The organism is Thiomonas sp. OC7 (assembly GCF_900634595.1).
Classification (GTDB): domain Bacteria; phylum Pseudomonadota; class Gammaproteobacteria; order Burkholderiales; family Burkholderiaceae_C; genus Thiomonas; species Thiomonas arsenitoxydans.
In genome coordinates this window covers 1,656,672-1,680,745 of record NZ_LR131953.1, presented here as the reverse complement: position 1 = coordinate 1,680,745, position 24,074 = coordinate 1,656,672, and the positions used below count along the sequence as shown (strand labels likewise).

24 protein-coding genes and 1 pseudogene are annotated in these 24,074 nt (G+C 66.0%); 5 read left to right on the top strand and 20 right to left on the bottom strand.

Annotated elements, in window-relative coordinates; genetic code table 11:
- Positions 1 to 251 precede the first annotated feature (251 nt).
- Positions 252 to 1,607, bottom strand: a complete 1,356-nt coding sequence (locus BIO17B3_RS08125; protein WP_156053705.1) for an IS1182 family transposase — start codon at positions 1,605 to 1,607, stop codon at positions 252 to 254.
- Positions 1,608 to 1,699: 92 nt separating this feature from the next.
- On the opposite strand from BIO17B3_RS08125, the gene BIO17B3_RS08120 reads away from it, so the two are divergent.
- Complete coding sequence (locus BIO17B3_RS08120; protein ID WP_156053704.1) at positions 1,700 to 2,026, top strand: hypothetical protein; 327 nt, start codon at positions 1,700 to 1,702, stop codon at positions 2,024 to 2,026.
- Between the two features lie 29 nt (positions 2,027 to 2,055).
- On the top strand, positions 2,056 to 3,165 hold the full coding sequence (locus BIO17B3_RS08115) for a dynamin family protein (protein ID WP_031403900.1): 1,110 nt from the start codon (positions 2,056 to 2,058) through the stop codon (positions 3,163 to 3,165).
- Here the strand turns inward: BIO17B3_RS08115 and BIO17B3_RS08110 are convergent.
- Positions 3,094 to 3,971, bottom strand: a pseudogene (locus tag BIO17B3_RS08110) (IS3 family transposase); the annotation flags it as partial. The gene BIO17B3_RS08115 and the pseudogene BIO17B3_RS08110 overlap by 72 nt on opposite strands.
- Before the next feature lie 62 nt (positions 3,972 to 4,033).
- On the opposite strand from BIO17B3_RS08110, the gene BIO17B3_RS08105 reads away from it, so the two are divergent.
- Complete coding sequence (locus tag BIO17B3_RS08105; RefSeq protein WP_031403902.1) at positions 4,034 to 4,354, top strand: hypothetical protein; 321 nt, start codon at positions 4,034 to 4,036, stop codon at positions 4,352 to 4,354.
- 90 nt (positions 4,355 to 4,444) lie between these two features.
- Here the strand turns inward: BIO17B3_RS08105 and hypE are convergent, their stop codons facing one another.
- The 18 genes from hypE to BIO17B3_RS08015 are packed head-to-tail and all read right to left on the bottom strand — an operon-like array spanning position 4,445 to position 20,717.
- On the bottom strand, positions 4,445 to 5,512 hold the full coding sequence (gene hypE / locus BIO17B3_RS08100; RefSeq protein ID WP_031403903.1) for a hydrogenase expression/formation protein HypE: 1,068 nt from the start codon (positions 5,510 to 5,512) through the stop codon (positions 4,445 to 4,447).
- Positions 5,509 to 6,672, bottom strand: a complete 1,164-nt coding sequence (hypD, locus tag BIO17B3_RS08095) for a hydrogenase formation protein HypD (RefSeq protein WP_038167367.1) — start codon at positions 6,670 to 6,672, stop codon at positions 5,509 to 5,511. The genes hypE and hypD overlap by 4 nt, the downstream gene beginning before the upstream one ends.
- Positions 6,659 to 7,354, bottom strand: a complete 696-nt coding sequence (locus BIO17B3_RS08090; RefSeq protein WP_031403905.1) for an SIS domain-containing protein — start codon at positions 7,352 to 7,354, stop codon at positions 6,659 to 6,661. The genes hypD and BIO17B3_RS08090 overlap by 14 nt, the downstream gene beginning before the upstream one ends.
- A gap of 1 nt (position 7,355) precedes the next feature.
- A complete protein-coding gene (locus BIO17B3_RS08085) occupies positions 7,356 to 7,637 on the bottom strand; it encodes a HypC/HybG/HupF family hydrogenase formation chaperone (protein ID WP_031403906.1) in 282 nt (93 codons plus the stop codon).
- Between the two features lies 1 nt (position 7,638).
- Positions 7,639 to 10,002, bottom strand: coding sequence for a carbamoyltransferase HypF (hypF, locus tag BIO17B3_RS08080; protein ID WP_051848829.1), 2,364 nt, complete (start codon positions 10,000 to 10,002; stop codon positions 7,639 to 7,641).
- Positions 10,003 to 10,007: 5 nt separating this feature from the next.
- Entirely contained in the window at positions 10,008 to 11,447 is a 1,440-nt protein-coding gene (locus BIO17B3_RS08075; protein ID WP_031403908.1) for a nickel-dependent hydrogenase large subunit, read from the bottom strand.
- Between the two features lie 39 nt (positions 11,448 to 11,486).
- Entirely contained in the window at positions 11,487 to 12,488 is a 1,002-nt protein-coding gene (locus BIO17B3_RS08070) for a HupU protein (protein WP_031403909.1), read from the bottom strand.
- Entirely contained in the window at positions 12,481 to 13,842 is a 1,362-nt protein-coding gene (locus tag BIO17B3_RS08065) for an ATP-binding protein (RefSeq protein WP_038167370.1), read from the bottom strand. Before BIO17B3_RS08065 ends, BIO17B3_RS08070 begins: the two co-directional genes overlap by 8 nt.
- Entirely contained in the window at positions 13,835 to 15,310 is a 1,476-nt protein-coding gene (locus BIO17B3_RS08060) for a sigma-54 dependent transcriptional regulator (protein ID WP_156053702.1), read from the bottom strand. The genes BIO17B3_RS08065 and BIO17B3_RS08060 overlap by 8 nt, the downstream gene beginning before the upstream one ends.
- An 8-nt stretch (positions 15,311 to 15,318) precedes the next feature.
- Positions 15,319 to 16,242 carry a hydrogenase nickel incorporation protein HypB gene (gene hypB, locus BIO17B3_RS08055; RefSeq protein ID WP_031403912.1) on the bottom strand — a complete coding sequence of 308 codons (924 nt, stop codon included), beginning with the start codon at positions 16,240 to 16,242 and terminating at the stop codon, positions 15,319 to 15,321.
- Position 16,243: 1 nt separating this feature from the next.
- Positions 16,244 to 16,585 carry a hydrogenase maturation nickel metallochaperone HypA gene (gene hypA, locus BIO17B3_RS08050; protein ID WP_031403913.1) on the bottom strand — a complete coding sequence of 114 codons (342 nt, stop codon included), beginning with the start codon at positions 16,583 to 16,585 and terminating at the stop codon, positions 16,244 to 16,246.
- On the bottom strand, positions 16,578 to 17,690 hold the full coding sequence (locus BIO17B3_RS08045; RefSeq protein ID WP_156053701.1) for a nickel-dependent hydrogenase large subunit: 1,113 nt from the start codon (positions 17,688 to 17,690) through the stop codon (positions 16,578 to 16,580). Before BIO17B3_RS08045 ends, hypA begins: the two co-directional genes overlap by 8 nt.
- A gap of 8 nt (positions 17,691 to 17,698) precedes the next feature.
- Positions 17,699 to 18,175: a [NiFe]-hydrogenase assembly chaperone HybE gene (gene hybE / locus BIO17B3_RS08040; protein ID WP_031403915.1), complete on the bottom strand. Its 477-nt coding sequence runs from the start codon at positions 18,173 to 18,175 to the stop codon at positions 17,699 to 17,701.
- Positions 18,172 to 18,393 (bottom strand): rubredoxin, encoded by a 222-nt coding sequence (locus BIO17B3_RS08035; RefSeq protein ID WP_031403916.1) that lies wholly within the window; start codon positions 18,391 to 18,393, stop codon positions 18,172 to 18,174. The genes hybE and BIO17B3_RS08035 overlap by 4 nt, the downstream gene beginning before the upstream one ends.
- Positions 18,390 to 19,253, bottom strand: coding sequence for a hydrogenase expression/formation protein (locus BIO17B3_RS08030; RefSeq protein WP_031403917.1), 864 nt, complete (start codon positions 19,251 to 19,253; stop codon positions 18,390 to 18,392). The genes BIO17B3_RS08035 and BIO17B3_RS08030 overlap by 4 nt, the downstream gene beginning before the upstream one ends.
- Positions 19,254 to 19,263: 10 nt before the next feature.
- Positions 19,264 to 19,674 (bottom strand): hydrogenase-1 expression HyaE, encoded by a 411-nt coding sequence (locus tag BIO17B3_RS08025; protein WP_031403918.1) that lies wholly within the window; start codon positions 19,672 to 19,674, stop codon positions 19,264 to 19,266.
- Positions 19,675 to 19,689: 15 nt separating this feature from the next.
- The gene (locus BIO17B3_RS08020; protein ID WP_031403919.1) at positions 19,690 to 20,013 is read right to left on the bottom strand and encodes a HypC/HybG/HupF family hydrogenase formation chaperone; all 324 of its coding nucleotides are present in this window, start codon (positions 20,011 to 20,013) and stop codon (positions 19,690 to 19,692) included.
- 2 nt (positions 20,014 to 20,015) lie between these two features.
- The gene (locus BIO17B3_RS08015; RefSeq protein WP_031403920.1) at positions 20,016 to 20,717 is read right to left on the bottom strand and encodes a HyaD/HybD family hydrogenase maturation endopeptidase; all 702 of its coding nucleotides are present in this window, start codon (positions 20,715 to 20,717) and stop codon (positions 20,016 to 20,018) included.
- Positions 20,718 to 21,155: 438 nt separating this feature from the next.
- On the opposite strand from BIO17B3_RS08015, the gene BIO17B3_RS08010 reads away from it, so the two are divergent.
- The gene (locus BIO17B3_RS08010) at positions 21,156 to 22,256 is read left to right on the top strand and encodes a hydrogenase small subunit (protein WP_031403921.1); all 1,101 of its coding nucleotides are present in this window, start codon (positions 21,156 to 21,158) and stop codon (positions 22,254 to 22,256) included.
- Entirely contained in the window at positions 22,253 to 24,070 is a 1,818-nt protein-coding gene (locus BIO17B3_RS08005) for a nickel-dependent hydrogenase large subunit (protein ID WP_031403922.1), read from the top strand. The genes BIO17B3_RS08010 and BIO17B3_RS08005 overlap by 4 nt, the downstream gene beginning before the upstream one ends.
- The last annotated feature ends 4 nt before the right edge of the window (positions 24,071 to 24,074 follow it).

The window sequence follows — 24,074 nt, the reverse complement described above, 5'->3', positions numbered from 1 at the left end:
GCGCCACTCATGGCAGCTTATGCGTATATTGCGATGTCATCGCGTATGGCGCATCTTGCCTATTTCCCGCACCCTAGGAGACCGTCGGACTTGAGCCCGAGGGGCGGGTGGCGGCGGTGAGCCGCGCGGTTTATGCGCGGCCAGGCACGCCGCCAGCGTCTTCATCACTTGCACAGGCTCCTGGGCGGCCCGTTGGGGCGCAGAGCAGGTCGTGCGGGGCGCGATCTGGGCGCACTTTCCCTCTTTGCTCGTCACCCGGCGCGCAGCACATGCATGCGCTTGATGTTCCAGGCCATGGTCACGAGGTTCCACTCGCCTTGCGCCTTGTGCAGCCCGCGCATGCTCATCTGACGCCAGCCCATGACGTGCTTGATGATGCCGAACACGGGCTCGACGGTCTGCTTGCGCAGTTTGTACAGCGCCCGGCCTGCCTGTGTGCACAGGCGGTGGGCCATGTTGGCGACCGGCTCCGCAGTTCGCGGCGCGTCGGGGTCGGGCCCAAACCGTTCGGCCAGGGGCACGTGATGCGACTCGCGCTTCATCGCCAGCAGCGGCTCGATTCCCGCCTGCACGCAGGCGAGCACGTTCGCCTGGCTGCAAAAACCGTTGTCGGCAACGAGGGTCTGCACGTTGCCAAGCGCCCCGGGCAACGCCGCAATCTGCTCGAGCGTGGACACCACTTCGCGCTTGTCATTGCAGGCCTGCGTGACGTGCGCGGTGACCACCATCATCGTCTCGATGTCCACGCCGGCCTGGGCGTTGTAGCTCTGCTCGAAGCCGCCGCCGGACACCGGCATGATGCGCGACTCCTCGTCCGTCAGGTTGACCTGGTCGCTGTCCTGGGGTCCGGCCTGGGGCGGCTCAGGGTCCCGCCCGCGCGGCTTCTTCCCGGCCTCGCGCTGGGCCCGGCGCTTGGCCTCTTTGGTCTCGAACTCCTGCTGCTCCGCTTTGAATCGTTCGGCGGCGCGTTGCGCAATCTTGGCCTTGGCCTGCGCGATGGCGCTCAGGCGGTCCTCGCGGCGCGCGATCTCGGCGGGCACATCCATGCCATCGGGCGCGCTGGATCGATCATCCTTCTCCGCCCGCGCCAACAGGTCCTGGACTTCCTGGCGCAACTGCGCCTCGATCTTGTTGGCGTGACCCCACGACAGCGCCTTGTGCTTGCTCGCGCTGGCTCGGATCTTGGTGCCGTCCAGCGCAATGTGACCGAGCTTGAGCAACTTCATCTCGCGCGCCAGCACCAGCACCTGCACGAACAGCGCCTCGATCTCCTTCAGAAAGCGCCGCCGGAACGCGGCCAGCGTATCGTGGTCCGGATGCGTATTGGCCGCCACAAAGCGGAACGCCACCGAGTCGTAGGTCGCGCGCTCGATCTTGCGGCTCGAATGCACCCCGTTGGCATACCCGTAGATCAGCAGCCCCAGCAGCACCGAAGGGTGATGCGCGGCCGAGCCCCGGCCCGCGTACTGCTTGACCAGATCGTCCAGATCGAGCCGATCAATCACTTCGACCACAAAGCGCGCGAGGTGATCACTGGGCAACCACTCGTCCACCGAAGGCGGCAGAAGGTAGGCCGTGTCTCGATCAACACAAACGAAGCGACTCATCGCGAGGAACTCCTCAATGGACTGTCGCCATTGTCTCGGATTCATCCATCAGGCGTAAGCCTGGAAAGTCCGACAGCCTCCTAGCCGGCGCCTTGTTCGCACCGCTGGTGTCGTTGGTGTGCTACGGCAGTTTCGGGTTCGCCATGGTCGGCGCGCCATTGTGGGGCCTTGGCATGGGGGTGCATGAATCGGGGACCCAGGCAGCGCTGGCGCACCGGGTGTCGTCGCAGCGTCGTGCTTCAGCCTACCGGCTGTTCACCACCGGCAACGGCATCGCCTGGTTCGCCGGTAGCGTGGTCATCGGGGCGCTCTACCAGTGGCCCATCGCCACCATGGCGGCCTTCTGCCTGGCATGCCAGTTCGCTGCCTTGCCCCTGTTCACGAGGGTCGCCGGGCCCGGAGCGTCAGCCGCCCGGTGAGGCCGGCATGAGAACGAACGACCAGAGGCATGAACGACGCCCGTCGCACCGAGTTGCTTTCCGTCCTCCGGCAGATCGACGAGGTCCTGGCCGGGGTGTGCAGTCGCCTGGGCCCAGGAGCGAGAGACCGGCTGTTTCCACCCTGCAGCCCGGATGCGGCTCCGGTCCAGGAGCGGCTGGTGGCAGACCATGTCCGCGACCTGCGCGCAGTCGTGCGGGCGTCGCTCAAGCGCCTGAGTATCTCCGCCCCGCATGCCACGTTGGGTTCGCTGCGATCCGCACGAGTAGGGCTGATCGATGCGCAGCGTGCCCTGGACGGCCTCGATCCCTTCCGGTTTGCCGCTCGGGGCGAGGTTGCAGACGACGAGGCGCGGGAGCTTCGTGCCCTCGTTTCCGATCTAGCGGCGCGGCTCGACGCCATGGACGCCTACTTGGCGCAGGGCGGGAATGCAGTTCGGTCCGCGCGTTTGATGCGCGAGGGCCAGCTACTGGCCATGGGAGCCCTTTTCGCAGAGATCGAGCGCATCGTCGACACCTACGATCTCGTCGTGCTTCGTCGCCCTGTCGCGATGCTCGGAACACGGTTGGATGTTCCGATCCTGCAGGTCGCCGCATTTGGCCGCGTGAAGGCCGGGAAATCTGAGCTTCTCAACCGGATTCTTGGTCAGCCCGTGCTTCCGGTCGGTGTCACGCCCATCACGGCGGTTCCCGTGCGCATCGTCTACGGAGCCTCGCCCATTGGCCAAGCGGAGTTTGCCGATGCGCTCATAGAGAGCTTCGACCTCGGGCGTATCGCCGAGTTCGTGAGCGCCCAACAAAATCTAGGCAATGCGCGCCATGCGACGTGTCTGGAGATCCGCCTGCCGGTTGATCTGCTCAGCGGGGACATTGCCCTTGTCGATATCCCCGGCGTGGATCACCCGGAAACCCTTTCGGGTGGGGACACCATGGCCAGCATCGAACGCTGCGACATCGGTCTCGTGTGCAGAGTTGTCCACGGCGGCGGCGTCGCTTGCGACGAACGCAAGCCGCGGTGGACAACTCGGGGCGCACCGGGGACTTCCATCTTATGCGGCCTGTTTTTCGGTCGGCAGGTTGGCAAAGTAGTGCGCATCCGGCGTGGCATCCTGCAAGCGTGAATGCGCCCGGCTGCCGTTGTACCAAGTCATGTACTCGGCAATGTCGGCCCGCGCGGCGATCACGCTGCCGTAGGCCTTGAGATACACCCGCTCGTACTTCACGCTGCGCCAGAGTCGCTCCACGAAGACGTTGTCGCGCCAGGCCCCGCGCCCATCCATGCTGAGCTGGCAGCCACGCTCCAGCGCGGCGTCGGTGAACTCGGTGGCGGTGAACTGGCTGCCCTGATCGGTGTTGACGATCTCGGGCGTGCCCCAGCGGGCCAAGGCCTGCTCGATGACCTCCTTGGCATGGCAAGCCTCCAGCGTGATGGCCCCCTTGTGGGCCAAGACCCGGCGGCTGAACACTCCACCACGGCGGTGAGGTAGACGAAACCCCTTGCCATCGCAATGTAGGTCGTATCGAGCGCCCAGACCTGATTGGAGCGCGCAGTCGTCAGTCGGCGCAGCAGGTAGGGGTAGATCTTGTGGCCGGGCGCATTTTTGCTGGTGCCAGGCTGCGGGGCCAGGGCCGCGATGCCCATGCGCCGCATGAGTGTGCCGACGTGACGCCGGCCCACCTGCCACCCCTCTTGGGCCAACTGCCGACGCAGCATGCGCGCGCCCATGAAGGGATGCTCCAGATGCAGTTCGTCGATCTGGCGCATCAGGGCCAAGTCGGCTGGGCTCGTGGGCTGGGGTAGGACGTACACCGCACCGCGGCTCATGCCCAGCAGTTGGGCCTGACGCGTGATGCTGAGTTTGTGGTCTCGGTCGATCATCGTCTTGCGCTCAGCAATCCCGCCTTGGTGAGCGCTCCCTCTAAAAAATCTACAGGGACTCCCCCCGCAGTCAAGAGATGTGGATGGTTTTTCCTTGATGGCGATTTTTCTTGCCTCTGCATGAATTCAAGGCGCACCCGAACGAGGAACAGACTGCACATCTACAGACGGCCTTGTTGCACGACCAGCATGCGGACCCAGATACGAACCACGCAGCGGGGCTCCATTCGTTCTTCGGCTTCTTCAGCCAGGCCAACGTGATCGCCTGCGGCGATGCCGGGGTCGACCCGCTGCTGCGTAAGCAATGGGATGGACGCTCCCACCTTCCGCGGCATCGTTGTGCCAAAGTGGAGGTATCAACAACCACTCAACTGCCAGGAGCGTCCATCCCATTGCTTACGCAGAAGGTTCCCAATTCGCCAATCGGCTGACCACTGGGGTCTCCAAACTTCGTGACTGTGCTGCCCACCGAAGCCATGGTCAGAGCGCCCTCGAGACCCCGGGAGACTCAATTCTGCCGTTCAACAGATCCGCGGCAGCTGATCGCCGAAGAGCATGTCCACCCTGCGGTCGCCGCCGAAATGCGTGGCGAGCACGACGGTACCTTTCGGCGCCTCGCGCACGGTGCCGATGGCACGGCTGTCGCGTCCGGCGGGATGGGCGCGCATCGCGGCTAACACCGCCTCGGCATGCTCGGGTGCGACGATGGCGACGATCTTGCCTTCGTTGGCGAGATACAACGGGTCCAGCCCGAGGATCTCGCATACTCCACGCACAGCTTCGCGAATGGGCAGGGCGTCTTCTTCCAAACGGATAGCGCAGCGACTTGCTTGGGCGAACTCGCTGAGCACGGTCGCCACGCCGCCGCGGGTGGCGTCCCGCATGCAGTGGATGTCCGGGCAAGCGGTGAGCATGGCGGCGATCAACCCGCCCAGGGGCTGGCAATCCGACTCCACACCGCTCTCCAGAGCCAGCTCGCCCCGGGCATCGACGATGGCCGCGCCGTGGTCGCCGATGTGGCCGTTGATCAGTACCACGTCGCCGGGTCGGGCACGGTCGGCGCGGATGTCTATGCCGTGGGGAATGATGCCGATGCCTGCCGTGTTGATGAACAGCTTGTCCGCGCCGCCGCGTGGCACCACCTTGGTGTCGCCCGTGACGATGCGCACTCCCGCCGCCACCGCTGTAGCCTGCATGGAGGCCACCACCCGGCGCAGCTCGGCGATGGGCAGCCCCTCCTCGAGGATCATGCCGCAGGTGAGGTAGAGCGGGCGCGCGCCGCTCACGGCCAGGTCGTTGACGGTGCCGGCCACGGCGAGCTTGCCGATGTCGCCGCCGGGGAAGAACAGCGGGGTGACAACGTAGGAGTCGGTGGTCATCGCCAGCCGGTTGCCGTGCGCGGTAAGTTCGGCAAGGTCGATGCGCGCCTGGTCTTCGAGGGTGGCGAGCATCGGGTTGTCGAAGGTGCGCACGAACAGGTCGTCGATCAGGTCGCGCATGGCCTTGCCGCCGCTGCCGTGTGACAGGGTGATTTGATCGTCGACGACTTTGCCACTGCGCCGGCGCGGGAAGGAGTCTGGAGCGTTCATTCGGCAGTGTCTAAGTGGGCGGCCAGGCGCGCGTCGGGCTGCACCCGGCGGGGCTGGTGGCCATAGTTGTAATAGGCGGCGCAAGCGCCTTCGGACGACACCATCAGCGCGCCCAGTGGCGTTTCGGGTGAGCAGGGGGCGCCGTAGACCTTACACTCCCAGGGACGGATGGTGCCCTTGAGCACCTCGCCGCACTGGCAGGACTTTGGATCGGCGATGCGCAGGTTGGGCACCGCGAACTTGTGCTCGGCATCGAAGGCGGCGTACTTGCTGCGCATGCGCACGCCGGAATGGTCGATCGATCCAAGGCCGCGCCATTCGAAGAACGCGCGCAGTTCGAACACGTCGCTGATGGCCTGCAGCCCCGGCGGATTGCCGCCGGCGGGCACCACGCGGGCGTACTGGTTCTCCACCGCGCAGCGGCCCTCGGCCATCTGGCGGATCAGAATCCACAGCGACTGCAAAATGTCCAGTGGCTCGAAGCCAGTGATCACGATGGGGCGGTGATAGTCCCGCGCGACAAACGCAAACGGCGCCTCGCCCACCACCATGCAGACATGGCCGGGTGCCAGAAAGCCGTCGATCTGCATGTCGGGCGAATCGAGGATGGCCTTGATGGTCGGGACCGTGGTGATGTGGTTGCAGAACAGTGAGAAATTACGGAGACCTTCGCGCTCGGCCTGCTGCACGGTGAGCGCGGTGCTGGGCATGGTGGTCTCGAAACCCAGAGCGAAGAACACCACCTCGCGGTCCGGGTTGCGGCGGGCGAGGTCCAGCGCGTCCAACGGGGAATACACCATGCGCACGTCGGCGCCGTCGGCCTTGGCCTGCAGCAGGCTCTTCTGCGAGCCGGGTACGCGCATGGCGTCGCCAAAGGTGGTGAAGATCACCTCCGGGCGCTGGGCGATGGCGATGCAGTCGTCGACCCTGCCCATCGGCAGCACGCACACCGGGCAGCCCGGGCCGTGGATCATCTCGATGTGCTCGGGCAGCATCTGCTCAAGGCCGTAGCGGAAGATGGTGTGGGTGTGTCCGCCGCAGAATTCCATGATCTGCAGCGGGCGGCTGTGCGCGGCGGGAATGCGCTCGAGCAGCACGCCGATCTGGTGTACCAGGGCGCGCGCCTTTTGCGGGTCGCGGAATTCGTCAACGTACTGCATGGTCGGTGTCCTTGATTGCGCCGCGCTGGTCGGCCAGCAGGGTGTGGGTCAGATCCCAGAGGATGTGATAGAGCGAGACGTGCACTTCCTGCACGCGGTGGATGGAGTCGGTGTCGACGACCAGGCAGTGGTCGAGCAGGCCGCTGCGGCGCATCGCGCCGCCGTCGCCGCCGGCGAAGCCGATGGTGCGCAGCCCCATGTCGCGCGCCTTGGCGAAGGCCTGCATCAGGTTGTCGGAGTTGCCGCTGGTGGAAAGCCCCACCAGGCCGTCACCGGAGCGCGCATGCGCTTCGAGCTGGCGGGCGAACACGTGGCGCACGCCGATGTCGTTGCATACTGCGGAGAACATGGCCATGTCCATCACCAGATTCATCGCCGGCAGCGCCGGGCGTCCCGCCGTGACGGGATGCTGGAACTCCACGCAAAAGTGTGCGGCGTCGCAGCTGGAGCCGCCGTTGCCCATGGCGAACATCTGCCCGCCGCCGGCATAGACGGCGGCCAGGGCGCGGGCGCAGGCCACCACCTCCTCGGCATGGTCGCGGTAGAAGCGTTCCTTGGCGGCCATGCTGTCCGCACTCTTGCGCCGCACCGATTCGAGCAGCGCCGCGTGTTCCTGCGTGGCGTCCTTGGGATGGCCGTGGAGGAAGGGGTAGAGGCCTTCGAGCGCAGAGGGCGTGTCCATCTCAGGCTCCCGAGGTCTGGCGCATGGCGTCGAGCTCGGCCTCCATCTCGCCGAGCTCGGCGAGCAGATCCAGAGTCTTGCGGGCTTCGTCGGCGTCGATGCGGCTCATCGCGAAGCCCACGTGCACCAGCACCCAGTCGTCCACGCACGACGCGGGCGGGTGGTCGGCGTCGACCACGCAGGCGATGTTGACCTGGCGCCGCACGCCGGAGACTTCCACTGTCGCCAGGCAGGCGTTGGCGTCGACGATGTCGACGATGCGGCCGGGAATTCCAAGACACATATCAGTTGCTCCAATTCGGTTGAAGAGCGCGGGCGGCGGCGATCACCGCCTGCCCCAGAGCAAGGCCGCCATCGTTGGCCGGCACGCGCCGGTGCATCCACACCGGGAGATCGATGTTGACCAATTGGTCCTGTAGAAGTTGACTGAACAGCGCATTCTGGAATACCCCGCCCGATAGTGCGACAGCGGCAAAGGCACTGCTGCCTGCAACGCTGGCGATGGCCTGCGCCCAAGCCGCGGCTAGGCCGTTCAGGAAGCGGCGGGCCACAGTGCCCGGCGCGGCGTGACGCTGCAGATCTGCCAGCAGCTCGGGCCACAGCGGTGCCGGGTCCAGGCGCAGCAGGCCGTCGACTTCGGTCAGCGCGAAGGCATAGGCGCCGGCATCCGTGCTCGAGGTCGCCAGGGATTCGAGCGCCATCGCGGCCTGGCCTTCGAAGGTCTGTACCTCCGCATGCAAGCCGAGTGCGGCGGCCACCGCATCGAACAGCCGGCCGGTGGAGGAGGCCAGCGGCGCGTGGGTGCCGGTGGAAACCATGCGGGCCAGAGTGTCGAGTGGTTTGCCGTGCAGATGCCGCATTGCGGGCAGGTCGGCGTGGCGGGCGAGCAATTCGGACGCAGCGGGAAGAGCCAGGAGTTGCGCGGCAAGGTTGCGCCAGGGCTGGCGGCTGGCGGCGTCGCCGCCGGGCAAGGCGGCTGGTCGCAGGCTGGCGAGACGGGTGCTGGTAGTGTAGTCCACGCGCAGCAGCTCGCCGCCCCAAAGCATGCCGTGGTCGCCCAGGCCCAGACCGTCGAGGGCCAGGCCCAATATGGGCGGACCATCCAGTGCATGGCCATGGTCGGCCATGCAGGCGGCGATATGGGCGTGGTGGTGCTGCACCTCGGCGAGGCGCAGGCCATCGCGCGCAGCCAGTCCGCGGCCGCGGCGGGTGGCGTGGTAGCCGGGGTGCAGATCCACCGCGACGATGGCGGGCTGGTGGTCGAACAGCCGGGACAGGCGATCCAGCCCGCATGCCGCATCGGCTGTCGCGCTGGCGTCGCCGAGGTCGCCGAAGTGCTGGGACAGGATGGCGCGGCCAACGCCCAGCAGGCAGGCGGTGTTCTTCAGTTCCGCGCCGAACGCGGTGATGGCCGGTGCGTCGCCGAAGCCTTCGGGAAGCGGCAACGCGCCGGGGGCATAGCCGCGGCTACGTCGCAGCGGTTGCAACGTACCGCCGATGCGGCGCAACACCGAGTCGTCGAGGCGGTTGAGGATGGGGCGGTCGTGCAGCAGGAAGGCGTCAGCGATGTCGTCGAGACGGTCGAGGGCCTCGGCGTTGTCGATGCACGGCGGCTTGCCCGAGGCATTGCCGGAGGTGAAGACCAGCGGAGTGTCGAAGCTGGCGAGAAGCAGGTGATGCAGCGGGCTCATCGGCAGCATAAAGCCGAGCAGCCGGGTATCGGGGGCGATGGTCTCGGGCAACGCGAGCGAGCTCGTAGCCTCGAGCAGCACGACTGGCGCTGCAGGGCCTAACAGGGCGTGTTCGTCATCGGGCGTGATCGCGGCGTAGCGGCGCACCATGTCCAGATCGCGAGCCATCAGCGCCAGAGGCTTGTGCGGGCGGTGCTTACGAACACGCAGCGCGTCCACCGCGCCGGCATTCGTGGCATCGACCACCAGATGGAAGCTGCCGACGCCCTTGACCGCGAGGATGCGTCCAGCGCGTAGCAGATCGACGGCCGTCGCAATTGGGTCGCCCGCGACGCGCTCGCCACCCTGCTCCAGCCAGAGGGTCGGGCCGCAGTCTGGGCAGGCAATAGGCTGAGCATGGAAGCGCCGGTCGGCTGGGTCGGCATACTCGGCGGCGCAGCGCGGACACATGGCGAATCCGGCCATGGCGGTGTTGGCGCGGTCGTAGGGCACAGCGCGCACGATGGACAGGCGCGGCCCGCAGTGGGTGCAGTTGGCGAACACATGGTGCCAGCGGCGGTCGGCTGGACTGTTCACCTCAGCCAAGCAGTCTGGGCAGGTAGCGGCGTCCGGAGCGACGTCGGTCGTGGCACGGCCGCCCTCGCTGGCGGCGATGGTGAAGTCCTCAGGCGGCATGCCGGCGGGCAGCGGCGTGACCTCGATGGCTTCGATGCGTGCCAGCGGTGGGCAGTCCGCACGCAGCCGAGCCGGTAGCGCGGCGAGCGCGCCCGGTGCGCCCCAGGCGGCGATGTGCACGCCGTCCGCGTCGTTATGCACGCTCCCGGCGAGGCCGAGCGCCCGGGCCACCCGCCACACCATGGGCCGGAATCCCACGCCCTGCACGACGCCGCGTACCCGCAGCAGCCGGCCCTGGACGGCAGTCGGCGCGGTGTCGACGCGGAATTCTGCGGCGCCCATGGCGGTCAATGCACGGTGCAAACCATGCACGGATCAAATGAACGCACGACGTGCTGCACGGCAGCGCTGTCGGCGCCGTCCGCCCCAACGGGCGTACCCACCAGCGCCTGTTCCAGCGCACCGGGAGTGCCTGCGGTGTCGCGCGGCGAAAAGTTCCAGGTGGTCGGGGCGATGATCTGGTAGTTCAGGATGCGCCCCTTGCGGATGCGCAGCCAGTGGCCGAGGCTGCCGCGGGCGGCTTCCACCAAGCCGGTGCCGTCCGCCTCGTCTGGCATCTCGGCGGCGTTGCAGAACGGTGCGCCAGGCTGGAGCGTCGCGACCCACTGTTCCATCGCGGGTACCACGCGGGCGAGTTCGAGCAGGCGGGCGACCACCCGGGCCTGCACGTTGCTGCCCTTGAACGCGAGATCGCGGGCGAGCGGGTTGCCGTCGACCATCTGGCGGGCGAGGGCGCCGGTTTCCATCACGGCACCGTCCAGCCGCGGTGCCTTGCACCAGGTGTAGGCATCCGGGTTGTCGAGGCTGGTGAGGGTGCAGCCGTGGAGCGGATGCATCGGCCCTGTCTGACCATGTAGCCAGGCGTGGGAGATGTCCTCGGTGATGGCATTGGTGTCAAGCGGCTTGGACGCGCCGTCCCAGGTGCCCCGCGCGAGCAAGTGACTGCCCTGCAGGGCATAGGCGCCGTAGCTTAGGAAGCGGCCGCCGCCGCGGCCGAGCTGGTCGAGGCGGAGCGCGTCCGACAGTCGCAGGAAATGGGCGAAGTCGCCTTGCGGATGGGCCCGCGCCCAAGTGTGCAGCGTGGCGGCGGAATCGAGTGCGGACACCTGCTCCAGCCGGTCGGCGAACAGGGTGGTTTCGAGAAAGCGGCGGAACAGCGCGACGATGGTGCGCAGCTGCGCCTTTTCCTGCGGTTCGATGGCGCGGGTGGTGCCGCCTGGTTGCAGCGCCAGGCTGTGCGGCCACTTGCCGGCGAGGATGCCTGTGAGATGCAGGAAGGCGGCGCGCGCGGGCAGCATGTCGCGCGAGGCGGTGCCGGTCTGCGCCTTGAAGCGCGCGGTGGTGGCCGGAAAGTCCGGACGATCGGCGTATTCAGCGCGGGCGAAGTCCGGCATGAAGAACAGGTAGAAGTGGGTGAGGTGGTCGCAGAGGTTCTCGCAGGCCAGCACCAGGTTGGCGGCCAGCGCACCGTTGTCGGCCTCTGTCACGCCCATCGCGGCCCGCAGCGCGGCGGCGGCGGCCATCGACTGCGACACCGAGCAGATGCCGCAGATGCGCGGGGTATAGACCAGGGCGTCGCGCGGATCCTTGCCGTGCAGGATCTGCTCGAAGCCGCGGTACAGCGGCGAGTTGACCCAGGCGGCGGATACCGCGCCGTCGGCGATCTCCACCTGCACCTCGAGGTCGCCCTCGACGCGGTTGAACGGACCGAAGATGCGTCGGGTCACGCGCGCGATTCCTCAGTGGTGTTGGCGATCATGCGCATGTCACTTGCTCCGCTTGACCGAGGGGCGCACCTTGATGTGGTCGGCCACCGCGTTCTTGCGTAGGCGGTCGGGTGTGGCGGCCTTGGAGAGCGAGGCCAGCGCGACGAACCAGGCCTTGGGCATGTCGCTGGGTAGGCCGACCGGGATGCCGCCGATCTTGCGCGTTTCGGTGAAGGGGCGGCCCGGCTCCTCGAAGCGCGGCGCGGTGCAGTTGATGCAGGCATAGCCGCCCTTGAGGCAGGAGCCGCCGCCATTCCAGGGCCGCAGGTTGCAGTCCGCCCGCGCCTGGGTTCCGAGGCAGCCCATGTGTTCCATCATACAGCCCTGGTCGGAGGGCTTTTCGGCGCTGGCCTTGAACTCGTAGAACTCGTTGCGCGCGCAGCCGTGATGCACCAGATGGTCGGTATAGCTGCGCGGGCGGGCGAGTTCGTCCAGGGTGTCGTCGCCGAGTTCGCCCAGGGCGAGCTGGGCGAGCGTGTCGGTCACCCAACCGGGATGCACCGGGCAGCCGGCGACGTTGACCACCGGCAGGCCGCCGGGTGAGATCCATTGCGCGGGCAGCAGCGCGCCGTGACGGGTGCTGTCGTATTGCAGGCCGGTGGCCTCGGCGGTATTGCTGCCCGCGGCGGTGATGCCGCCGAAGGCCGCGCAGCTGCCGACAGCCACGGTGTAGCGCGCCCTCTCGGTGAGTTCGGCCAGCCAGTCGCGCAGCGGACGGCCGGTGCCGGCCAGCATGTGGAAGCGACCAGTGCCGCCGGGGCCATGCATCACCGAGCCTTCGAGGCAGAGGATGTCCAGCCGCCGCGTGCCATCGATGATGGCCCGCAGAAGGGCGACGACCTCGCCGTTGCTGGCCTCGCTCAGCGAGGGATGCCAGAGCAGGTCGATACCCGCGAGGTCGAGTGCGGTGTAGAGGTCCGGCCCTTCCGCATTGAGCAGCGACATGCTGCAGCCGCCGCAGCCACCGGATTGCAACCACAGCAGACTCAGACGTTCAGCCATGCTGGGCCTCCATCGGGATGTCAAGAGTGAACTCGGCGCCGCCATCGGGGTGATTGCGCACGCTGAGCGCGCCGGCGCACTGGTCGGTGGCTAGGCCGTAGCTGATGTACAGACCCAGACCGGTTCCCTTGCCGACGGCCTTTGTGGTGAAAAACGGGTCGAACACCCGCAACAGGTTGTCCTCGGCGATGCCGGGCCCGTGGTCGCGTACCTGCACCTGGGCGAAGTCGCCGGCGGCGGCCACGCGGAGATCGAGCCGCGGCTGCCCCCGTCCCTCCATGGCGTCGTAGGCGTTCTGGATCAGGTTGATGAGGATCTGTTGCACATAGCCTTCGCCGCCGTGCACCGGCAGTTCAGCGGGCATGTCGAGGTGGATCTGCGGGGTCTGCCGAACGGCCTTGCTCACCCAGGTGAGGCTGGACTCGACCAGGCGGCAGAGATCGAAGGTGCGGCGCTTCTGCCGCTGCGGCGTGACGAAGCGGCGCAGGTTCTGCACGATGTCGCTGACACGCTCGGCGCCTTCGAGCGAGCCGTCGATCAGCGGTCCGAGATTCTTCAGGATGCGGTCGATGCGGTTCTGGACGCGCGCCTTTTCCAGCACGTCAGGGGTGGCGCCCCGCTGCACCAGCTCCAGGTAGTCGCGCAGGTGTCCACCGTAGCGCTTGAGGGTGTGCATATTGCCGAATACGAAGCTGATGGGGTTGTTCAGCTCGTGTGCCACGCCCGCCACCAGGCGGCCGAGCGAGGCCATCTTCTCCGACTGCAGCAACTGCTGCTGCGTGGTCTTGAGTTGGCGATGGGTGTCTTGAAGGTCCCGGTAGGCGCGGCGGAGTTCGCCCAGCGGGCGGCCGGTAATGACCATGCCTGAAAGCGTACCCTCGCTGTCATAGCGTGGGCTGCAGTTCACGGCCAGTGGAACCGCCTCGCCGCCGGCCGCAAGGATTTCGATCTCGCAATCGAGGATGTCGCCGGTGCGGATGTGGTCGGGGAAGTTGGCGATCATCAAGCCTGCCGAGGTGCTGAACAGCGCAGACAGGTTGGTCCCGACCAGCTCGGCCTCGCTGCGGCCGAGCAGATTGACCATTGCCTTGTTCGCGCGCTGGATGCGGCCCTGCACGTCGGCGACGACGAGCACGTCGGACATGGACGACAGCACGCTGTCGATGAAACGTTGCACCTCTTCCAGCGCGGCGTTCTTTTCTTCGAGGTCCACCTGGTAGCGCACCAGGTCGGCGTAGATCTCGTCCATGCGGTGGATCACTTCGATCCACGCTTCCTCGCTCAGTCCCATCTGGGCGGGCTGCGACGTGGGTACGCCGGACTCGCGCAGGGCCTTGCGACGCAGCTCAGCCATGGTCGGCCCACTCCTCGATCTGCTCGATCTTCTCCAGTCCGTAACGTTCGAGCTTGCTGCGTAGGCCAACGCGCGACAGCCCCAGCTCCTGCGCCGCGCGAGTCTTGTTCCAGCGATGGCGGATGAGGGTTTCCTTCACGATGCGCGCCTCCAGAGACTCCATCCGCTCCTTGAGTGAGCCGTCGATGCCGGCGAGCAGTTCGAGCGCCTCGGCCGCCTCCTCGGTGGTGCCGCGCAGGATATGCGGGGAGATCAGCTCGGCGCCGAGCTGGTCGGTGGGTGCCAGCACGAGCATCCGCTTGATCTCGTTCTGCAGCTCGCGCACATTGCCTGGCCAGTCGTAGGCCTGCAGGCAGGCCAGCGCTTCGTGCGTGATGCCGCGCACCGTCTTTCCAAGTGTGCGCATGGCCTCCTGCAGCAGCGACTGCGCCAGCACCGGGATGTCGGTGCGGCGCTCGCGCAGCGGCGGAATGGCGATGCTGAAGGTTGCCAGCCGGAAGAACAGATCCTGCCGGAAGCGGCCCGACCGCACCTCCTCCTTGAGGTCGCGGTGCGTGGCGGCCAGCAACCGTACGTCGACCGTGCGGCGGGTGTTGCTGCCCAGCGGGCGGATCTCGCCCTCCTGCAGCACTCGCAGCAACTTGACCTGGAAGGCGGGGGAAATGTCGCCCACTTCGTCAAGGAAGATCGTACCGCCGTTGGCACGCTCGAACAAGCCGATGCGATCTTCCACCGCGCCGGTGAAGGCGCCGCGTTTGTGACCGAACAGTTCGCTTTCCAACAGGTCGTCTGGCAGGGCGCCGCAGTTCTCGGCGACGAACGGCTTGTCGCCGCGCAGGCTGTTGTAGTGCAGGGCACGGGCGAACAACTCCTTGCCGGTGCCGGATTCGCCGCACACCAGCACGTTGACGTCGTAGGTGGAGACGGTGCGCACCGTGTCGCACACCGCGTTGAGCAGGCTGTCGGGCGCGCGGATGATGCCCTGGTCCCAGTCGAAACGGGCCTGCAGCACGCGGCGCTTTTCCTGCAGGCTGTCGCTCAGGGTGGCAGGCTTGAGCTTCAGCTCGATGGAGAGTTGTTCGTTTTCGCGCTGCAGGCGGAACAGGTCCACCGCGTTGTGCAGTTTGAGAAGCAGGTCCGGGGGTGTCCACGGCTTGCTGATGAACTGGTAGATGCCAGCTTCGTTGATCGCCTCGATGATGTCTTCCGAATCGGTGTAGCCGGAGAGGATCATGCGGATCACCTCGGGCCACTGCTGACGTACCCGGGAGAGGAACTCCACCCCGGTGGTCTCGGGCATGCGCTGGTCGCACAGGATGACCTGCACCCACTCCTTTTCCAGCAGCGCTCCCGCCGCTGCGGCGCTGGTTGCGCTGAGCACGTCGAAATCGTCCTCGAGCACGCGCGTGAGTGCCTCGACCGAGCGCACTTCGTCGTCGACGACCAGGATGGTGGGCTTGGCGGCCATGGGTCGGTTCAGGCGGTGGGGGCGTCGGCACGCAGAGGCAGCGGGCGGCCGATCAGGCGGGTGCGGCGCGACAGGCGCAGCCATTCGTACCATGCGTCCAGCCCCTCGCCGCTGTGCGCCGAGACCAGCAGGATCTGCAGATCAGGGTTGACGCGCAGTGCGGCGTCGATGCAGCGATCAACGTCGAAATCCAGGTGGGGGAGGAGGTCGATCTTGTTGATCAGCATGACGTCCGCAGCGTGGAACATGTCTGGGTATTTCAGCGGCTTGTCCTCGCCCTCGGTCACCGAGAGAATGGCCACCTTGTGCGCCTCGCCGAGATCGAAGGCCGCTGGACAGACCAGGTTGCCCACATTCTCGATGAACAGCACGCCTCCCTGCTGCGGGTCGAGTTGGGTGATGGCGTGGCCGACCATGTGGGCGTCCAGGTGGCAGCCCTTGCCGGTGTTGACCTGCACGCTGCGCACGCCGGTGGCGCGGATGCGGTCGGCGTCGAGCGAGGTTTCCTGGTCGCCTTCGATTACCGCCAGATCAAATTCGCCGCGCAGGGCGGTGAGGGTACGGGTAAGCAAGGCGGTCTTGCCCGATCCGGGGCTGGAGACGAGGTTCAGCGCCAGGATGCCGCGCTGCCGGAAAAGCAGCCGGTTGTCGTGAGCATAGCCGTGGTTCTTGCTCAGGATGTTCTGTTCGATCTGCACCATGCGCGACTGGCTCAACCCCGGCGCATGCGCACGCGCCGGGCCGTTGCCGTAGTGGTGGTTGGCACCGCCCGCCACCGCTTCCACCGCATGGGTGAGGTCGTGCGCATGATCGTGTTCGTGCGCATGGTCATGGCCATGGTCGTGCGAGTGATGATGCGCGGCATCGGTGCCGGCCAGCGCGTGGCCATCGACGCGGGCCTCGTCCTCGGAACAACCGCAAACGGTACACATATCAGTCGACCTCCAGTTCCTTGATGCACATGTCGTCGCCTCCTTCTACCACCACTTGGTGGCCGCCGCAGAGCGGACAGGGGTCGAAGCGTTGGGGGATGTCCACCCGCGTGGCGCAGGGGATGCACCAGGCCTGCGCGGGTGTGGTGTGAATCTCGAGCTCGGCGCCCTGCGCCACGCCGTGCGCGGCAACCACGTCGAAGCAGAAGCGCAGTGCGTCCGCGTCCACCGACGACAGGGCACCGATGTCGAGAATCACGCGCCGCACCCGCTTGAATTGCTGGACGCTGGCCTGCTCTTCGATGATCTGCACGATGCTTTCGCACAGCGACATTTCATGCATGGGCGGGCTCCGGCGCGGCTTGCGGTGTGGTGAACTGCAGGGTGGCCAGCACGCAAGGGTCGATGGTCTGGACCACCAGTCGCGCCTGTTTCTGCACGGTTTCCAGCGTACCGGGCCCGATGCTTGCAAGCAACTGCGCGGCCAAGCCCTGCGGATGGGAATTCCATTCGGTGGGGGCCAGGATACGGTAATGCGCGATGCGCTGGTGAGCGTCGAGTTCGGCATGGTGGATCAGGCGTCCGCGTGCACTGTCCACCCAGCCCAGGCCCGCCGCTGCGGGCGGGGGCGGGGCGGTATCGTCGCCCTGCCTGAGGGTGACGAGCACGGTGCAAAGATCCACCAGTCGTGCGGCCAAGCGCCCGAGCAGGCCATGGAGGGCTGCGGCAGTCACCAGCGGGTGGTCGCGGTGCCGGGCGGCCGGGCCGGTTTCTAGGCAGGCGCCGGCGTGGGTGGGCTGGCTGACGAACTCCAAGGTGTCGTCGGCAACGAGCGCAGTGCAGAGGCTGTCGGGCGGCAGCGATTCGAGCGTCGGCAGTTCAATGGCGGGCAGGGCGGTCGCGCAGCCGTACAGGGCGTCGAGCCAGCGCGGCGCCGCTGCCTCGACTGTCGACCGCGCCCAGCGGCGCATTGCGTCGATCGCGTCGAACGCCAGGAACTCGGCAGGCGGCAGCCCCATGGTGTGGTATCCCACCCAGTCGACCAGGGCGTCAAGGGCAGCCGGGTCTGCCGTGGCGGCATCGGTGCGGCAGACGATCTGTCGGAGGTCGTCGGGATTGGGTGGGGCGCCGCACAGCACGGGCCAGTCGCGGTGGATCTGCAGCAGGTGCTCGCGCACGGTCTCGAACTGCACGCGGCAGTGCAGGGCGCGGCGCTGGGCTGCATTCATCGGCGGCAGCGAATCTCGCAGAGCATCACGCGCGGCGGCGAGCTGGGCATGGCCGCACAGGCTGAACAGCAGGGGCAGAAGCTGCACGGCCTGGGCGGCGGTGCGCCCTTCGAGCAAGCGCATGGCCTGCACCGGACGCTGGTTATTGATGTGCACGACCCGTCCACCCGGGGCGGCGTCCCCGAGGTGGATGTGTAGGTGTTGCTGAGCAGCGTGCATGGCGGGGCTCAGCGTTCGGAGCGGCCGAACAGGAAGCTGCGCCGGGAGGCGATGCCTGCGGGCTCGTCGTCGGTGTCGGTGTCGAACATCAGCGCGAGCGCGTCGCGTGCGGCGGCCACGGCTTGTTCCTGGTTGGTGAATGCGTCCATCGGCGAGAAGAGCGAGCCACTGAGGTGGTGTCCGACTTGCGGCAGATGGGCTGCGAGCAGGCCGTAGCTGCCGGTGGGTAGATCCATCGCCCGCGTAGTGCCCACCTGGGCGGGTGGCAATTCCCGCCCACCGGGCAGCGACTGGGCAAACACGTTCATGCACCAGGGGGTGACGATCACGCCGACGCACAACCCGTCCCATTCACGCAGGCCGACGGCCTCGACCCGCAGTGCGGGGTTGACGATGGGCAGGCCCAGCATGTGCGTGTTCTGGACGTGGCGGTATGCCTCCTCCAGCGAACGGCCGATGGGACCGATGTGAGCATTGGTGCTCATGTCTCGTCCCGTACCACCATGAAGTGCATGGCCTCGCCGTCGCATTCGGGGCAGCGCCAGTGCTGCGGCAGTTGGCTGAACGGGGTGCCCGGTGCAATTTGCCATACCGGGTCGCCCACGGCGGGGTCGTATACGTACCAGCAGATGCGGCACTCCAGCCGCGCGTGGTTGCGCAAGCGAGAGGCGTCGCCCATGTAGGAACCTTCGAAAGTGTTCATTGGAACAGGGTGAGGATTTCGCGCAGGCGATCGGCAGTGTCTGCGAAGTCTTCTGGCGCCGCTAGTGCGACTTCCGGCACGTCGACGATCTCGATGGTGTTGAGGATCAGCGCGTCCTGCGAGTTGAAGTATTTGACCCACCACACGTTGGGCAGACGAGTTGCGCCGATGCGGCAGTTGCCGTACCCGCGCGAGAGAATGGTGGCCGGCCCCACGCCTAGCTCGGTGCCGAGGTGGATGAGGTCTTCGCGGGTCAGCGGCAGCAGGGTGAGATTGATGACGTGTGAGGGATCGCCGTGCGAGTAGTTGGCCATCTTGTCCGCGATCTCGCTCAGCAGCGCCGGCGCGTTTTGCACGCCAGAGATGGGCGCGGCGTTGGGATCGAGCCGGCTCTCAGACAGCGCGGCAGAGTTGCTGGAGCGCACGGACTGAGGTATGTCGGCGATTTCGATATGGTCGGTCAGCACGTTCTGCACCGCATCGACTCGGCGAATGCGCCACACGCCGGTGAGTACGGCTTCCTGAGCCAGGATGGCACCGCCGGGCTGGTCGATGGTGACGCTGACCTCGCCTGCGCCGAGGATTTGGTTGATGCAGGCAAGGTCATCCGCGTCGAGACTTGAGAGATCATGAGCGATGGCATCTTCTTCGCCTGGCGCGTAGGCGCGGGCGGTGACGAGCAAGTCCTCTAGAAGGTCGCGCACGCGGTGGCGATGGTGCAGATCTTCGGGCTCGGGCAGGGAGATGGAGTCGTGTGTGTACATCTCCTTGGGCATGGCCATGTATTCGAGGGTGTCATCTTCTACAGGTTGGCTGCCGGGACCGACGGCGACGATTGGAATGTCGATGGACTTTGGCATGGTCGTGTGTTCAGGCGGGGATGATGGGAATGCGCGGGGCAGGTGGCCGCACCGGGCCCGCGTCGAGAAAGCCCTGGATCTGCTCCAGGTAGTCAGCCCAGTCCTGGATCTTGGAGATGGTGCCGAGGTACTGGTCCTTGCGGAGAAAAACAAGTGAAGGCCACAGTTCGAAGCCGTACATTGCCTGCAGGGTGCGCTCGTCTTCCCGTGCGACGACGGCCGGCGTAATGCGGCCATGGAAATGCCTGACCAACTCGGGCAGCACCACGGCAACGTCGTTGGCCTCGGGGGTATTGGCGGGATCCGCGGTGAAGAACAGCACGGTGTTGTCGGCTGCGCGCAGCACGGCGTCGACTGTCTTCGTGGTCACGCGCGGATAGCCGAGTTCTTCGGTCAGACGGTCGATCAGCGAGGTTGACATTGGGGGTGGTTCCTTTCAGCGGTCAGGAGGGGCGGCTGCGCCGCGCAGGTGATCAGGTAGTTGGGGCTCGCGCCCCACCAGGTCGGCGAAGAGGCGGTCGACGTCGGGGGCCTCACCGCGCATCACGGCATCAAGCGCGGCGAGGGCATCCTGGATGCGCAGGGCCTCCTCGGGTTCGAGCAAGCCGCGCGCATGGCCGAGGAAGACCAGTACCCAGGTTCCCGAAGGTTGTGGGCCGACAAGGGACATGTCGACCGCTTCCTGTGCGTCGCCTGGGCCGGCACACAGGGAGAAGAACTCGTGCATCTCGACGATGCACATGGGGCGGCCGATGCACATGATCAGAGGGGGCGACGGCTGTCAACGTTGACGCTCAGGCGCGGCCAGGCGTCGTGCTGGTGTTTAGGATCGAAGCGAATGTCCGGGTCTGCCAGCACACGTGGATCCCCGGTGCGCAGAGCGGTCTTGGCGTCAGGCCGGCCTGCCTCGTAGCGGGTCTGGTCGAGCGCCTGCGGGCTTAATTGCTCGGACTGGGCCAGCGGTTCGGCGCGGTACCTGGCCTCCACGCCCAGCCGTGCCAGCCAGCGCAGGCCTGCGGTGATGGCCGGCTCGATCTGCGCCTTGACCAACTCGGTGAGACTTCCGCCGAAGTCCTCCAGCGTATGGGGCTGCACGCCGACCAACGCGAGCTGGCGCCGCTTGCCGCCGAGCAGCTCAGCCGTCATCAGAACCTCCTGGAATCCGGTCTGGTGCAGACTCATCTTCTTCGCGCCCATGAAGCGGGGCACGTCTTCGCCGATCACGCAGTGCAGCGAGCCGGGCTCCAAGCCGTAGTCGACCGCGTCGAACACCAGCAGTATGTCCGCGTCCTGAACATGGTGGACGAGGTAGATCCCCTGTGTGCCGCCGTCCATCAGGCGCACGTTGTCGTCGAAGTGATGGGTGCGATGCAGTGCCTCCACGGCACGCACTCCGAATCCTTCATCGGCCCAAAGCAGGTTGCCGATGCCCAGGATGAGCACCGACGGTTGATTGTCCAGCATGGCGTTGTCTCCTTGCATCTGGTTGCTCCGCGGTCAGGGGTGGAAACCGGCCTGCCGGGATGCGCTTTCCATCGAAGTGAGCAAATGCAATGCCAGCCCCGCTGGTCGCGCTAAGTGCCTGATTGCATTCAGATCTGACGCTGGCTTTCCAATGCGGCCTGGAATAACTGCAAAACAGGTTTCCACATAAGCGAATGAAATGGAATAAAGGTATGCACTGAAATGGCGGTGGTCGCCAGAGTGGCAGGAGCGGTTAGCTGGCTTCCAGTGCCGCATCGACGCCGGCTATGCGGCGACCTGGGGTAAACCATGAAATCCACGGTTCTGCACAGCTAATTCTTTGATTTTTCTAGGGGTAATGCACTGGCACACGAATTGCATTCGACTGGCAGCACAAAGGGCTTCCGGTGGAGCCGCAAAACTAGGAGGAGGCAGGCCATGTCGGTTACGGAAACGTTCTACGAAGTCATGCGGCGCCAGGGCATTTCACGTCGCAGTTTTCTCAAGTACTGCAGCCTGACGGCGGCGGCGCTGGGCCTGGGCCCGCAATACGCGAGTGAAATCGCCTACGCGATGGAGAACAAACCTCGCCTGCCGGTGCTCTGGCTTCATGGGCTGGAATGCACCTGTTGCTCGGAGTCGTTCATCCGCTCGGGTCACCCGTTGGCCAAGGACGTGATTCTGTCCATGATTTCGCTGGACTATGACGACACCCTGATGGCCGCTGCCGGCCATCAGGCGGAGGCCATCGTCGAGGAGGTTGTCACCAAGTACAAAGGCAACTACATCCTTGCCGTGGAAGGCAATCCGCCGCTGAACGAGGACGGCATGTACTGCATCATCGCCGGCCAACCCTTCGTGGAGAAGCTGCGCTACGCGGCGAGCAACGCTAAGGCCATCATCTCCTGGGGCTCATGCGCCTCTTGGGGCTGCGTGCAGGCGGCCAAGCCAAACCCGACGCGGGCGACGCCGGTGCACAAGGTCATCACTGACAAGCCGCTCATCAAGGTGCCGGGGTGCCCGCCGATCGCCGAGGTGATGACCGCAGTGATTACCTACATGCTCACGTTCGACCGCATGCCCGAGCTCGACCGCCAGGGTCGGCCGAAGATGTTCTACAGCCAGCGCATTCACGACAAGTGCTACCGCCGGCCGCATTTCGATGCCGGCCAGTTCGTCGAGGCCTTCGACGACGAGGGCGCGCGCCGCGGCTACTGCCTCTACAAGATGGGCTGCAAGGGACCGACCACCTACAACGCCTGCTCGACCACGCGCTGGAACGACGGCGTGTCCTTTCCCATCCAGTCCGGCCATGGTTGCATCGGCTGTTCGGAGGACGGGTTCTGGGACAAGGGCTCCTGGTACGCCCACCTTACCGACATCAAGCCCTTCGGCGTCGAAGCCAATGCCGATGAAATCGGAGCGGCTGCCGCCGGTGTGGTGGGCGGAGCCGTGGCGGTGCACGCCGTGGTCAGCGCAGTCAAACGTTTGCGCAGCAGCAAGCAGAGCGAGACGGAACACAAGGGAGATAACGAATGAGCACGGTGACCACCCCCAACGGCTACACGCTGGACACCTCGGGTCGGCGCGTGGTGGTCGATCCGGTCACCCGGATCGAGGGCCACATGCGCTGTGAGGTCAATGTCGACCAGGACAACATGATCCGCAACGCGGTGTCCACCGGCACCATGTGGCGGGGCCTGGAAGTGATCGTCAAGGGTCGTGACCCGCGCGACGTCTGGGCCTTCGTGGAGCGCATTTGCGGCGTCTGCACCGGCTGCCACGCGCTGGCGTCTGTGCGTGCGGTCGAAGACGCGCTAAATATTAAGATTCCAAAGAACGCCTATCTCATTCGCGAAATGATGGCCAAGACCCTGCAGGTCCACGACCACGTGGTGCACTTCTATCACCTGCACGCGCTGGACTGGGTAAACCCTTTGAACGCCCTCAAGGCCGATCCGAAGGCAACGTCGGTGCTGCAGCAGACGGTGTCGCCGAACCATCCGCAATCCAGCCCCGGCTACTTCCGTGATATCCAGTCGCGCATCAAGAAGTTCGTGGACTCGGGCCAGCTTGGGCCGTTCAAGAATGGCTACTGGAGCAACCCGGCCTACAAGCTGTCGCCCGAGGCCGACCTGATGGGTGTCACGCATTACCTCGAAGCGCTGGACATGCAGCGCGAGTTCGTGAAGGTGCACACCATCTTCGGCGGCAAAAACCCACACCCCAATTACCTGGTGGGCGGCGTGCCCTGCGCCATCAATATGGACGGCGACCTCGCCGCAGGCGCTCCACTGAATATGGAGCGCCTTGAGTTCGTGCGCAGCCGCATCCATGAGATGGTGGAATTCTGCAGGAACGTCTACGTGCCCGACGTGATTGCTATCGCCAGCTTCTACAAGGATTGGCTGTACGGCGGTGGGCTGGGCGCCAAGAGCGTGATGGACTACGGAGACTACGCCAAGGTGCAATACGACAAGTCAACCAACCAGATGCCTGGCGGCGTCATCCTCAACGGCAATTGGGATGAGGTGTTCGAGGTCGATCCGCGCGATCCGGCCCAGGTCCAGGAGTTCGTGACCCACTCCTGGTACACCTACCCGGGGCAGGAGAACAAGGGACTCCACCCCTGGGACGGCATAACCGATCCGAAATTCGAGCTCGGCCCCAACACCAAAGGTACCAAGACCAATATCCAGGAGATCGACGAGTCGGCCAAATACTCATGGATCAAGGCGCCACGCTGGAAAGGTCATGCGGTGGAGGTTGGGCCGCTATCTCGCTACACGCTGGCATACGCCAAGAAGTTCCCGCATCAACGCGAACAGGTGGACCGCGGCGTGGCGTTCTTCAACCAACTTGCCGGCACGAATTTGGATGCAAAGGCCGTTTTGCAGACCACGATCGGCCGCACCTTGGCGCGCGCCCTGGAGGCCGAGTATTGCGCCGACATGATGGTGGATGACTGGAACGACCTCATCGCCAACATCAAGGCGGGCGACACGGCGACCGCCAACATGGAGAAGTGGGACCCGAGCACCTGGCCCAAGGAGGCCAAGGGCGTTGCGACAGTGTCTGCCCCGCGTGGCGCGCTGGGTCACTGGGTGCGCATCAAAGATGGTCGCATCGAGAACTACCAGGCCGTGGTGCCAACCACCTGGAACGGATCGCCGCGCGATCCAGCCGGGAACATTGGCGCTTTCGAGGCTAGCCTGATGAATACCAAGATGGAGCGCCCGGACGAGCCAGTCGAGATCTTGCGCACCCTGCACAGCTTCGACCCCTGCCTGGCCTGCTCCACTCATGTGATGAGCGAGGACGGAAGTGAACTCACCCGGGTGAAGGTGCGCTGACAGC